7 protein-coding genes and 1 pseudogene are annotated in these 13170 nt (G+C 39.8%); 6 read left to right on the plus strand and 2 right to left on the minus strand.

Annotated elements, in window-relative coordinates; translation table 11 throughout:
* Positions 1-33: 33 nt before the first annotated feature.
* The 3 genes from DESMER_RS08035 (at position 34) to DESMER_RS08045 (ending at position 6061) form a co-directional block, all read left to right on the plus strand.
* Complete coding sequence (locus DESMER_RS08035; RefSeq protein ID WP_014902554.1) at positions 34-2322, plus strand: type IA DNA topoisomerase; 2289 nt, start codon at positions 34-36, stop codon at positions 2320-2322.
* The gene (locus DESMER_RS08040; RefSeq protein WP_014902555.1) at positions 2319-3668 is read left to right on the plus strand and encodes an MATE family efflux transporter; all 1350 of its coding nucleotides are present in this window, start codon (positions 2319-2321) and stop codon (positions 3666-3668) included. Before DESMER_RS08035 ends, DESMER_RS08040 begins: the two co-directional genes overlap by 4 nt.
* An 827-nt stretch (positions 3669-4495) precedes the next feature.
* A complete protein-coding gene (locus DESMER_RS08045) occupies positions 4496-6061 on the plus strand; it encodes a BCCT family transporter (protein WP_014902556.1) in 1566 nt (521 codons plus the stop codon).
* Positions 6062-6247: 186 nt separating this feature from the next.
* On the opposite strand, the gene DESMER_RS08050 is transcribed toward DESMER_RS08045, so the two are convergent.
* Both DESMER_RS08050 and DESMER_RS08055 read right to left on the minus strand, forming a co-directional pair.
* A complete protein-coding gene (locus tag DESMER_RS08050) occupies positions 6248-7165 on the minus strand; it encodes a LysR family transcriptional regulator (protein ID WP_014902557.1) in 918 nt (305 codons plus the stop codon).
* A 91-nt stretch (positions 7166-7256) separates the two neighbouring features.
* The gene (locus DESMER_RS08055) at positions 7257-8669 is read right to left on the minus strand and encodes a sigma-54 interaction domain-containing protein (protein WP_014902558.1); all 1413 of its coding nucleotides are present in this window, start codon (positions 8667-8669) and stop codon (positions 7257-7259) included.
* Positions 8670-9343: 674 nt separating this feature from the next.
* Between DESMER_RS08055 and DESMER_RS08060 the strand changes: the two genes are divergently transcribed.
* The 3 genes and pseudogenes from DESMER_RS08060 (at position 9344) to mttB (ending at position 13082) form a co-directional block, all read left to right on the plus strand.
* The gene (locus DESMER_RS08060; RefSeq protein ID WP_014902559.1) at positions 9344-10768 is read left to right on the plus strand and encodes a trimethylamine methyltransferase family protein; all 1425 of its coding nucleotides are present in this window, start codon (positions 9344-9346) and stop codon (positions 10766-10768) included.
* A gap of 148 nt (positions 10769-10916) precedes the next feature.
* Positions 10917-11549, plus strand: a complete 633-nt coding sequence (locus DESMER_RS08065; RefSeq protein WP_014902560.1) for a cobalamin B12-binding domain-containing protein — start codon at positions 10917-10919, stop codon at positions 11547-11549.
* 60 nt (positions 11550-11609) lie between these two features.
* Positions 11610-13082 (plus strand): annotated as a pseudogene (gene mttB / locus DESMER_RS08070) ([trimethylamine--corrinoid protein] Co-methyltransferase).
* Positions 13083-13170 lie beyond the last annotated feature (88 nt).

Genomic DNA, 13170 nt, shown 5'->3' on the forward strand with positions numbered 1-13170 from the left:
ACTTACGTCCATTGATATAAAGAGAGGATCTAGATGATTAGAAAACTTATTATTGCAGAAAAACCGTCCCAAGCTCGTGAATATGCTGCGGCCTTAGGTGTAAAAAAGCGAGGCGATGGGTTCTTAGAAAATGAAAGCTATGTGATAACCTGGTGCTACGGCCACCTATTAGAGCTAGAGCGTCCGGAAGCTTATATGGATTTAGATAGAGTCGGGAAACGTTGGAGTTTAAAGAGATTGCCGGTATTACCTAAGCTTAGGGATTTTCGGCGGGTTGTTAAATCCGGTGCAGAAAAGCAATTTAAAGTAATTCAGCAATGGTTAAAATCTTCGGACATTGGTGAGGTTATTTGTGGAACTGACGCCGATCGGGAAGGACAGTTGCTTTTTCAGGAGGTCTGGGATGCCTCAAAGTGCAATAAGCCTTTGTCTAGGCTCTGGATTTCCTCTTTGACCAACGCAGCAATTTTAGAGGGTTTAAAATCTCTCCGACCAGGTGAGTCAATGGCAGGATTAGCTGCAGCCGGAAATGGACGGGCCTACGCAGATTGGGATTTCGGAATGAATTTGACAGAAGGATTTAGCTCTTTATTTGGTAGCTTCGATGCTGAACGCAAAAAACCCAATGTTATATCAATAGGTCGAGTACAGACACCGACCTTAGCCTTAATCGTAGAGCGGGAGTGGGAAATCGAACAATTTGTCACCCAGCGATTCTTTGAGGTGAAGGCAGAGTTTACAACTTTGCAAGGGGGATATCCAGGTAAATGGTTTGACCTTAGAGATGACTCAAAGCGGATAACAGATCCTCAGGTTGCAGAGACTATTGTTGCCAAAACCCAAGGTAAGCAAGGGGAAATCCTTAGAATTGAACAGAAAGATGTACAAGAGCCAGCCCCCCTGCTATTTGATCTAACCTCATTGTCAATTGCAGCTTCTAAAAAGTACGGATATAGTGCCGAGAAAGTACTGCAGTTAGCTCAGTCACTTTATGAAAAAAAGGCAATAACTTATCCACGTACGGATTGTGCTTATTTATCCACAGACATTTTACCAAAACTGCCAGATCATCTTAGAGCGACTCGCCAAGAACCTTATACGAACTTAGTTGATGAGGCAGCTCAGTTTGGATTACCTAAGGGGAAAAGAGTAATTAATACAATCACTGCCCACCATGCTATTATTCCGACAACTGAAAAAGTTGCCCTAGATAGGCTCAATCGGGACGAACAGAATCTATATGACTTAATCCTTCGGCGTTTTCTGGCGGTTTGGTTTCCTCCTGCTCAGTACCATCAAACAGATGTAGTAACCATGGTTGAGGATGAGGCTTTTCGCACGAAAGGTAAAGTATTGTTGAGCCTGGGGTGGAAAAAAGTATACGGTTCAAGTGAGCTTAATGAAGAGAGTGAAGGAAAAAGTAAGAAAAAGCTTAAACAAGATCAGACAGAGGATGAAAGTGTAGCTTTGCCCCCTCTGAGCAAGGGAGAAGACGTGAAAGCTAAACGTGTTTTTATTGAAGAAAAAAGCACAAAACCACCGAAACGCTTTACTCAAGGTGATCTGCTTAAAGCCATGGAGGGTGCTGGAAAACAGATTGATGACGAAATACTTCGCCAGCAACTTAAAGGAAAAGGACTGGGTACAGTAGCAACTCGCCCGGCTATTATTGAAAGCCTAATTGATCGGGGATATATCCTGCAGGATCACAAGATCTTAAGACCCACTGAAAAAGGTGTGGAATTGATTAAAGTGATTAAGGAAAAGCTACCTCAAGCCCAGCTCCTGATTAGTGCGGAAATGACAGGACAAATGGAGTTTGACCTATCAAAAGTTGAAAGAGGAGAACTTACAATTGAACATTACATGACAGAAGTAGAAGAGGCAATTGTACGAATTCTTCAAGAGCTTCGTTCCTTTGAACAAAGACATGGTAAAACCCCTTTAGCTCTTGCCCCATCCTCAAAGAACTTAAAAAAAGGTAAAGAAGTAAAGGAATCGGGAAAGAAGGATAAAACAAAACCTGTAGAGGAGAGTCCGGTAAAAAGATTGGGAAACTGTCCAAAGTGCGGCGGGGAAATAATTGAAGGTCAGAAGGGATTTGGATGTTCAAATTGGAGAGAAGGCTGCCGTTTTGTATTATGGAAAACTCCGATTTGTGGTAAAGTGCTGACTGTGAATCAGGTCAAAAGCTTATTGAAAAAGGGGAGAACCCCTTTGATTAAAGGCTTTAAATCAAAATCAGGGAAAACTTTCGCGGCCTATTTGATATGGGAAGATCAACTTGAGGCAAAATTAAAATTTGAGATTGAGAATTCATGAAACAGACATTTACGATGCTGCAAAAGATTAAACAGTTGTTTTCAATTCTATGGCCGATATTAGTGGCTCAAGTCACTATATTTTCTATGAATTTTTTTGATACCCTTATGTCCGGACATGCTAGCACTGATGATTTGGCAGGTGTAGCGATCGGTTCAAGCATCTGGGTTCCCGTAGGTGCCGGGTTAGGAGGAATTTTCGTAGCCGTAACTCCAATTGTGGCACACCTGATTGGAGGGAATCGAAAAAAGGAAATTGCCTTTAAAGTTATCCAAGGAATTTATTTAGCCTTGTTTGTGTCCTTACTTGTAATTGGGGGAGGGATTATAGCCTTAGACTCCATTCTTTCTTTGATGGGTTTAGAGGATAATGTTCTTCGTATATCGCGAAGTTACTTGGTGGCACTTGCAAGTGGAATTCCGGCGTTGTTTATTTATCAGGTTTTACGTGCTTTTATCGATGCTTTAGGGAAAACAAGAATAACCATGGTAATCGCCTTAGTCTCTTTACCCATCAACATAGCTCTGAATTATATTTTTATCTTCGGTCAATTTGGGTTGCCTCCTTTAGGCGGTGTTGGTGCAGGTATTGCGTCGACTATAACCTATTATTGTATGGTTATAATGGCCCTGACAATAATTCTTCGTAATCATTCTTTCTCTTCGTATCAATTGTTTAATAAGTTTTACAGATTATCACTTAAGGAATGGAAGGAACAATTGAAGATAGGTTTACCGATAGGTTTTGCTATTTTTGTGGAGACAAGCATTTTTGCAGTGGTCGCTTTGCTCATGAGCTCTTTCAACACTGTTACTATTGCAGCTCATCAAGTAGCTATGAATTTTTCATCAATGCTTTACATGGTGCCCTTAAGCATCTCCTCTGCATTAACAATTTTAGTCGGCTTCGAAGTCGGGGCTAATAGGCAGAGGGATGCTCGACAATACAGTTATCTGGGTATGGGTATGTCGATTGGCTTGGCCTGTATATGTGCAGCTGTATTATTGCTGTTTAGTGAAAAAGTAGCAGCTTTATATTCTAAGGAAGCTGAAGTGATCGAAATGGCGCAACACTTTCTTATCTATGCGTTATTTTTCCAATTGTCAGATGCAATTGGAGCACCTATTCAAGGTACTCTGCGAGGCTATAAGGACGTGAATGCCACGTTTTACATTGCATGTATTTCTTATTGGGGTATTGGGTTACCCGCAGGGTACTATATGGCACAGAACACACCACTTGAAGCATCAGGGTATTGGATTGGACTGATACTAGGTTTGGCAGTCAGTGCTATCTGTTTATCCGGTCGTCTCATGGTTGTACAGAGACGACAGAAGGCTCTGTAAGGAGTACTGGGCAAGTCTTAATGACTTAAGAATTAGCTCCTTTCGGAATGAACTGATCCAGCAGATATAGGGCTGTTCAAGGATACTAAGAAATCACCAGCTAGTACGTCTCAGAGATAATCTTTCTTAAGTCTAACTGACTCAACAAAAGTCAATTAGACTTAATTTTTTATACTATTGAAAAAAGTTTTAGGGGACTAATTTTTGAATTTATAACAAAAATATTATTTTGAATGGTAAAAAAAATTTTCAAAAAGTTATATACCCTATAACCTGCGCAAATAGCAGTCATTTATTATTTATTTCATAACATTGAATTTGTTTTGCTGATAATTGGCAACAAATTTGCAAACGTATGTATTATGAGGATTTAGCAATTTTTGTGAAGGAGGTTAGAAGAAGGATAAGATTCTTATAATTCAAAGACCAGCTAACAATAATGAAGAATTTTTGTCAATTCGGATTTGCTAGGTCTGAAAAGGAGGGTATAACAAACAAATCATTAAAAGTTCGAACCTGAGAGATAGAAGTAAAGGATTAACGGTATTAGTTACATTTCTAATGATATATTCTTTATTATTCTTGCTCGAAAATTAATTTTGAACTATATGCAAATCTAGTGAAATAAGAAATAGCTACTAAGGCGATAACCTAGGTTTCTTAGCGGGCATCATCATAGGATTGTTTTTCACGGATCTGAAAATACCAAGAAGGTAATAACCAAGGATTTTGTTTTCGTAACACTATAGATAGAAACGTGGAATTTATCAACTTACTTATCTTCTTAACCCGGTTCTCAGATTAAATCACAAGAAAGGGTGAATAACTTGTCGCAAGAGAAATCTAAAGGGATATATGCACGTATTAATCCTGTTGTTTTCTGGGGCAGTGCTATTTTATGTGTTCTGTTATATGCCCCAATGCTTATTTATGGTTCAGACCTGCAACCCTATGTTGCAGTCGTATTAAAAGCTATAACTTATAACATGGACTGGTTATGGTTATTATTTACTTTGGGCTGTGTAATATTTTCATTTTGGCTAGCTTTTGGCAGATATGGCAATGTAAAATTGGGCGGAACAGATGATAAACCTGAATTCTCAGACTTCAGCTGGTTATCAATGATGTTCACTGGCGGTGTTGGAGCAGGTTTAGTTTATTGGTCCATGGCCGAGCCTTTGTATTATCTAAAGTTTCCTCCTTATTGGAATGAGGCATTTTCTGGGCAAGCTTCGCAATTCGCTATTGCCTATGGAATGTTTCACTGGGGGCTTTCGGCCTGGTCTATCTTTGTTCCGGGGGCTATCGCCTTTGCCTACATGCTTTACGTTAGAAAAAAACCCTACTTTTCCCCAAGCTATGCTTGCCGGGGAGTATTGGGTGATCGGGTAGACGGATGGCTTGGCAGAGCGATCGATATCTTTGTTGTGCTTGGTCTGGTCGGCGGATTAGGAACAACCTTAGGAACCGTTATTCCTATGATGTCGGCTGTTGCAGCCGGTTATCTGGGTATTCAGGATACTATGACGGTAAAAGTAGTGACCACACTGGTAATTGCAGCAACATTTACCTATAGTGCTGTCTCCGGTATCAATAGCGGAATTAAAAAATTGTCGGAATTAAATAGTTGGTTATGTATGGGGTTATTAGCGTTTGTTGCGATCGTTGGCCCTACCTTGTTTTTGTTTTCCTTTTATGTTGACAACTTAGGGGTTTTGATTACTAACTTTTTCCGTATGAGTTTATATACAGATCCCATTACCAAATCCGGTTTCCCTCAAGACTGGACAGTATTTTACTGGGCTTGGTGGGCTGCCTGGGCTATGTACTTCGGCTTATTTGTTGCCAGGATCTCCAAGGGGAGAACCATCAAAAACGTGGTTATAAATATGATGGTTGTAACATCCATCGGCTGTTCACTGTTCTTCTTGGTGTTCGGCGGCTATGCTGTAAATCTTCAGCTTAATCTAGGGGTAGCACTTGATATGACTATGAAGGACGCCGGTGCCGGGGCAATGATTTCCCAACTCTTGCATACCTTACCGTTAGCTGTAATAGTTGTTCCCTATTTCTTATTTGTCATGCTTATTTTCCAAGCTACTACCATTGATACTAATGCCTATATTATTTCCAGTATTTCTTGCAAAGAGGTTAAGAATGGTCAGGAATCTCCCCAATGGACAAGACTTTTCTGGTGTGCACTCCTGGCTGTGATCGGGGTAGCTATCATGGTGGTGGGCGGATTACCGGTAGTTCAACTTTCATCGGTTGCCACCAGTGTACCCATAATATTTATTATCATCATCTTATCTCTGTCCCTACTCAAGTGGCTTAAGGAGGATTTCGGCGGAGAAGATAAAGTGCAAATTGTTGATTATCCGGAAGAAGACTAATTTGGGGTTGTCGTTGTAAGACAGTCCGGAACGTAGCAAAAGGCGGCTTAAACCAGAAGCCGCCTTTTGCCTTTTAATATATAATGAGGTTGAATAAGGGTAAAATTATCCCCAAAGAGGATGGCTGATCGCGGCGGCCATCCTCTTTGGGATTGCTCCTTCTACAGACAAGAGACCTCTTGGGTTTTAGTTGCCATTTGAAATAGTTGCAGCAGTTTCACACATGGATTTTAAGGCTTTCACAAATTCCTTTTCAACCAGAGAGATTGCATGACGGGTTGATCTTATGAGACCGACAGTAATACCTAAACTAACGTCACTGATAGGTATCGGGACTATCTCTCCGGATTGCAAATAAATATCGTCTATTGACATGAATCTGGGGAAAAAGGAGATGGCAATTCCCTGGGATACGACTCTTTTAATCAATTCGAAATTACAAAATCTAAAGACTACATTAGGTTCCCCATGTTTCTTAAGAATACTTGTAATACCACCATTATTCTTCGTGAATTCGTCGTTATAAGCAACAAATGGATAGCCAAGTGCTTCTTTTAGTGAAACCGATTCCTTTTGAGCAAGAGGGGAGTCTTTAGAAGCATAGATTAGAAATTCATCTGAAAATAACTCTTCACAACAAAGATCTTTACCGGATATCTCTTCAGTTAGCAATACAATACCAATGTCATTTTTACCGGATTGAATATTCTGCAGAATGGTAATTGATTCAGCAATGGTCAAAGAGATGTCGACCTTTGGGTGTTTGTCCTTTAAATGGTATAAAACATTGGGGATTATCTTATCTCCCATACTGGGTATTATCCCAACGGAGAGGTTGCCCGTTAGTGATGAGGTATTAGAAATTTGTTTGATTTCTTCAACAGTATCAAGAATAAGGCGGGCTTTTTCAATAACTATTTCCCCAATTGAAGTCGGATAAGCACCCTGAGGAGTTCGTCTGAAAAGTTGTGTTCCCAGCTCATCTTCAAGTTTACTAATTGATGAGCTTACGGCCGGTTGGGTAATAAAGGCATGCTCAGCTGCTAATGAAATTGAGTTATATTTAGCGACTTCGATTAAAAGAAATAATTGTTCTAATCTCATAATCTATATACCTCCGCTGCGTAATCGCTCGGTGCTACTTATGAAACTAACTATAAACTTATCAGCGAAAAATTATTCCATATTCTGTATCTTACTTGAGAGTAGAGCGTTGCTTATGGTTGCGTACGATACGTGTAACTTTACTTTGACTAATATTCAAGGTGCTTGCAACTTTGTATGAACTCCCCAGCATATTATACAATCTGAGTATGATAGCCTCTTCATCACTGGTTTTTTTGAGATTTTTCCAGTTTGATAGTTCCTCTTCTAAAATGTTTGAGTGTGCATGCCCAGATGGTATTTTAAACATTTTACTGGGTAAATGTTCGGGTAGAATATATCCTTCCGGAACTGTAACCACCAATCGTTCGGCCAAATGCTCCATCTCTCTAATATTTCCGGGCCAGGCATAGCTTTTAAGCACAGCAAGACTTTGTTTATCAAACTTGTGAGTGTATCTATACATCAAGTCATACTTATTCAAGAAAAACTCCAAAAGCGGAATAATATCATTGGTTCTTTCTCTCAAAGGCGGAGTGTCAATTTCGATGACGCTTAACCTATAGTACAGGTCCTCGCGAAATTTTCCTTCATCAATTAATTGAACAAGGTTTCTATTGGTCGCTGCAACAATCCTTACATCAATTTTCTTATGCTCTTTGCCGCCGACGGGAATAAATCTGCGCTCTTGAATAAGCTCTAATAATTTTGCTTGAATTCCCAAAGGTATTTCTCCGATCTCATCCAGAAACAATGTGCCACCATGGGCTAGTTCAACCAATCCTACTTTCCCGAACTTATCTGCACCTGTAAAAGCACCGCGACAATATCCGAAGAGCTCTGACTCTAAGAGGTGCTCTGGGATAGTGGCTCCATTAATACAGATGAAAGGGCCATCTTTGCGCTCACTCATTTTATGAATATCCATGGCCAGTACATTTTTCCCGGTACCGGACTCCCCTAAGATAAGAACTGTAGAATTTACTAAGGCAACCCTCTTAACTATTTCTAGGCATAACTTCATTTTTTCATCTCGAAAGGAGTATCCCTTAAAGTAGCTGACTTGTTGACTTAATTCATCGACTTTGCTTTTGTAATGTTTAACAAGTTTTTTCGTTTTATCTAAATCTTGTTTTAACTCTTCAAGCTGTGTGATATCACGGCTATTCATAACGATGAAATCAACTTCGCCATCCTTGTTAATCACAGGGGTGGCAGTGACAACAAGTTTAATTCCAGTTTTAGTTTGCTGTTCAACGGTAACGGTTTGCTTGTTTTGAAAAACTATGGGAGCCAAGGCTGGTGAATAATAACCTTCACTCAATAAATAGCTAACATTCTTTCCGATTATCTCAGAAGGATCTAAGCCATAATGCTTCTTACATACTTTATTGACATAGGTTACAATTCCCTTGCTATTAACGACAAAGATCTCATCAAACGAATTGTCCAGAATCATTTTAAAATCATCTCTGTTCAAACTTTGTTCGTTTATATCTAGCAATTTCGACAACTCCCTTTTTGCAATGTTTACAGCAAAATTTATTGAGTATCAGTAAAAATTGGTATATATTTATAATCTAATGTCATACAAGAGAGTTTGTTTTGAAAATATTAAATTAACTATTTATTTTATTCGGTAAGACAAAGATAAAATCCTGCATCGTTGGAATATTTGAGTCAAGATGACTTAAATATTCTATATTTTATGTCGAGGATAGATTGACCGCATACTTTGTCTCTTTTTAAGAGCTTAATAAGGAACCTAAATCCTTGTAGAAGTAATTGATGATTGCTTTTTCTTGTTGTTCATAACATATTTAACTTAATACTTAGAACGGCATGAAAATTGCATTATATTTTGACATATTGATGAAGTCCAACTAAACCAATTTTTTAGAAGGCTCGACTACCGCTAATCCTTCAATAACAGAAGAGTGGTAGTAGTTTATCGGCCAGTAGGAGATTGTTTGGAGGTGGTGTAAGAAGGCTTTATGCTTAAAAAACTAAGGAATGCATGTGTTAAATTTCTTGGTATTAAATTCAAGTTTGGACGAATTTCTAATATCAAGTCAAATAGACTCTACCTAAGTCTATTTGACTCAAAGTAACTTTAAGGATTAAAGCTAAATTAGCTACCTGAAGTTTCGGGCAAGTAGGATAGGAGAGGGTGTAATAATGGCTTTAAAAACACGGCTGGAAGTCTTAACGAAGGATGATTTAGTGAGGGTTCATGAAGCCACCCTGAAGATTCTTCGGGAGACTGGAGTAGTATTTCACAATGATGAAGCTATTGAAGTCTTTAAGAAACATGGAGCAAGAGTAGAAAATAAAACAGTTTTCATTACTCGCGAACTGGTAGAACAAGCTCTGGCTACAGCTCCACGTACCTTCCGCATGCGGGCACGTAATGATAAATACTCGGTTACCGTTGGAGAAGGTTTTTTGATACAGCCAAACGTTGGGCCGGTTTATATTCAAGACTTACAAAAGGGACGTCGAGAGGCAACTCTTGAGGATTATGCAAATATCCAAAAACTCTGTCAAGCCAGCGATGTTGTTGATCTAGTAGGCACAATCCCTGTTGACCCCAGTGATGTTAAGAGCAGTGATAAGTATCTACTTATGATGTACGAAGCATTAAAAAACACTGAGAAACCCGTTATAGGATTCTGTGCTAATACCCAACAGGTTCGCCAACAATTAGATATGGTTGAGATGGCCTTGGGTAAACCCGGATTTTTATTGGAGAACCATTGTACAGCGGTATTAGTAAATTCACTAAGTCCGTTAGCCTATGCTCCTGATACTCTCGAAACTATGATTGAATATGCAAAACGAAATCAAGTTATCTTACTTGCACCGTGCATTATGGCTGGAGTAAGTGGCCCAATATCACTGTTAGGAACGGCAGTTTTGCAAAACACTGAAACAATAGCAGGACTGGTTCTGGTCCAATTAGTGAATCCGGGGACTCCGTTAGTATACGCTACCGCATCAACTTCAGGTTATATGAAAGAAGCAACTTTTGCGGCAGGTTCTCCTGAGGCTATGTTAATAAATACTGCCAGTTTGCAAATGGGTTTAGATTACTATCACTTACCCGTTAGAACCATGTCGGGAATCACACATTCGAAGACTGTTGATTGTCAAGCAGGATATGAAACCATGCAGAGCCTGCTAATGGGAATGATGAGCGGCGCCCAGATGTCAGTTCAAAGCTTGGGTGTTTTAGATGCAATTATGACGACTTCCTACGAAAAGTTTGTCATTGATGAAGAATTGATTAGAAGGGTAAGAAGGATTTCTCAAGGGATCGATACCTCGGATGAAGCATTAGCTGTTGACGTTATTCAAGAGATAGGACACTCGGGAACCTATTTGTCGCATATAAGCACATTTGAGAAATTCAGATCACTGTGGACGCCTACTGTTTCAGATTGGGGAAATTATAGCGATTGGAAGAACGCTGGTTCCGAAGATGTTGTTATCAAGGCAAACCGAAAGTATCAACAGATTCTGCAAAATGCACCCGAGACTTTACTCGATTCAGAGACGGATAAAGCTTTATTAGAGTTTATCGAGAATGCTAGAGCTCATTAATCTTAATAATTTTTCTAGTTGTCCAGATTTATACCCGGCATAAAAAGACGGAATTATGCAACGAAATGTAATTATAATATGATCTATTTGAAAAAGGTTACTAGTTTGTAATTACACAAGGTATTGCATCTTAAAGGAGGATTTATAAATGAGCGATTTTGATCAACTAGCCGATTATGTATTTAAAGGAAATGCTGCTGCAGTAAAAGAGCTTACCCAGAAGATGGTAAATGCTGGTGGCGATCCAATGGAAATTATCTCCCAAGGTTTACTGATTGGTATGGATATTGTAACTCCAAAGTTTAAAGCTGGAGAGATGTATGTTCCTGAGGTAATGATGGCGGCAAGGGCTTTATCAGAGGGGATGAATATTGTTAAGCCTTTGCTTACTGGGGCAGACATTGCAGTTAGTAAAACAATTATTATTGGAACAGTTGCCGGAGATCTACATGATATCGGCAAGAATTTAGTTGTCATGATTATGGAAAGCGGAGGTTTTAACGTAGTTGATTTAGGTGTTGATGTATCTCCGGAAAAATTTGTAGCAGCCATTAAAGAGCATAACGCAAAAATAGTTGGTTTATCTGCTCTCTTGACCACAACAATGCTAAATATGAAAGTCACAATTGACCATATCGCCAAAGAAGGATTACGAGATCAAGTTAAGATTCTTGTTGGTGGGGCTCCGGTTTCGCAAAGCTTTGCTGATGAAGTCGGGGCAGATGGTTATTGTGCGGACGCTATGGCTGCTAAAGAGATGGCTACCGCATTCTTAAACTAGTTTTCCGGGAAAAGATTATCAGACATATTAAATGTTGCAGAAGTTATGGAGGTGGAAGAATTGAGAAGTGAAGTTCAAGCAGGAGTTTCAAAATTTGAGGGTTTCGGACTTAATATTTTTTCTGACAATGAACTTTATGATATCCACAGTGGAACTCTTGAAGTACTGGAGAAAACAGGGATTAAGGTTGAGTCTAAAGAAGCCTTGGAAATTTTCGCAGCTGGAGGAGCTAGTGTAAATTTCGAAACACGAGTCGTGAAAATTCCTCCTCATATTGTTGAGGATGCTATTCGCTCTGCCCCTAATACAATTCTTTTGGCAGGTAGAAATCCTAAACATGACATTATACTTGGTGGCAAAAGAGTTCACTTTATTAATTTTGGTGAAGGAGTCTCAATCATCGACCCGTATACCAAAGAGTATCGGAAGACTACTAAGCAGGATGTAGCTAATATTTCGCGCTTTTGTGATGCAATGAGTGAAATGGATGCAGTTTTACGTCCGGTAGCACCTCAGGATGTTCCGCCTGTGGCTGCTGTCGTTCATAATGCCGAGGTTATCTTTAATAATACTTCCAAGCACGTATTTATCGGTACTGAAGGTGGAAAAAACTTCAGAAAGGTTCTGAAGATGGCTGCTGCAATAGTCGGTGGAGAAGAAAAGTTACGGGAAAGACCAATCTTCTCTTGCAATGTTTGCCCAACAAGCCCGTTACAATTAGTAGGCCATTGCACTGAAGTAATTATTGAGGGTGCCCGCGCCGGTATAGCAGTAAACGTACTATCAATGGCTATGGCTGGAGCTACCTCTCCAATTACCTTAGCCGGGAGTCTTGTAACACACAATGCTGAAGTTTTAAGTGGCATCGTCTTAAGCCAGCTAACTCGTAAGGGAGCACCGGTTATCTATGGAAGTTCAACCACAATCATGGATCTGCGGTTTGCCACGGCACCTGTTGGATCTCCGGAACTCGGAATGATCAATGCAGGTGTGGCGAAACTTGCCCAGTTTTACTTACTGCCGAGCTGGGTAGCCGGTGGCTAGGTAGACAGCAAACTCCCGGATGCCCAGGCATCGCATGAGTTCACAATTACCGCTATGCTGACAGCGTTGGCAGGGTCCAACCTGATCTATGGCGCAGGTATGTTGGAACTCGGTATTACCTATGACTATGCACAAATGGTCATGGATAATGAGATGGCTAGGATGATTAAAAAAGCTGTTTGCGGGATAAGTGTGTCTGATGAAACTCTGGCAATAGATGTTATTAAAGAGGTAGGTACCGCTGGTAACTTTATTGGTCAAGAGCATACCTTCAAACACATGCGTTCTCAATCTAAAAGTAATGTTATTGACCGCCGTATGAGAGATGTCTGGCTGGCTGATGGTGGTAAGGATTTTTCAGAAAGAGCCTACGAAGTGGCTAGATCCATACTCGAAGACTATAAACCGGAGCATCTGCCGGAAAATGTTCAAGCAGAATTACGTGCTATAGTGGAAGAAACTGAAAAAGAGTATGGTGTCAATAGTTAAGTTAATGACCGAATAACTAAATATTAACGATAGTAATGAGGAGAACGAGCTAGCAACTTTGGTTCTTCTCATTACTAAATAAAGTTAC

The sequence above is a fragment of the Desulfosporosinus meridiei DSM 13257 genome (assembly GCF_000231385.2).
In the GTDB taxonomy this organism is placed as follows: domain Bacteria; phylum Bacillota; class Desulfitobacteriia; order Desulfitobacteriales; family Desulfitobacteriaceae; genus Desulfosporosinus; species Desulfosporosinus meridiei.

Coding starts and splice junctions, on each gene's coding strand:
- DESMER_RS08035 (WP_014902554.1), top strand. CDS start 34: ATGATTAGAAAACTTATTATTGCAGAAAAACCGTCCCAAGCTCGTGAA.
- DESMER_RS08050 (WP_014902557.1), bottom strand. CDS start 7,165: ATGAGATTAGAACAATTATTTCTTTTAATCGAAGTCGCTAAATATAAC.
- DESMER_RS08040 (WP_014902555.1), top strand. CDS start 2,319: ATGAAACAGACATTTACGATGCTGCAAAAGATTAAACAGTTGTTTTCA.
- DESMER_RS08060 (WP_014902559.1), top strand. CDS start 9,344: ATGGCTTTAAAAACACGGCTGGAAGTCTTAACGAAGGATGATTTAGTG.
- DESMER_RS08065 (WP_014902560.1), top strand. CDS start 10,917: ATGAGCGATTTTGATCAACTAGCCGATTATGTATTTAAAGGAAATGCT.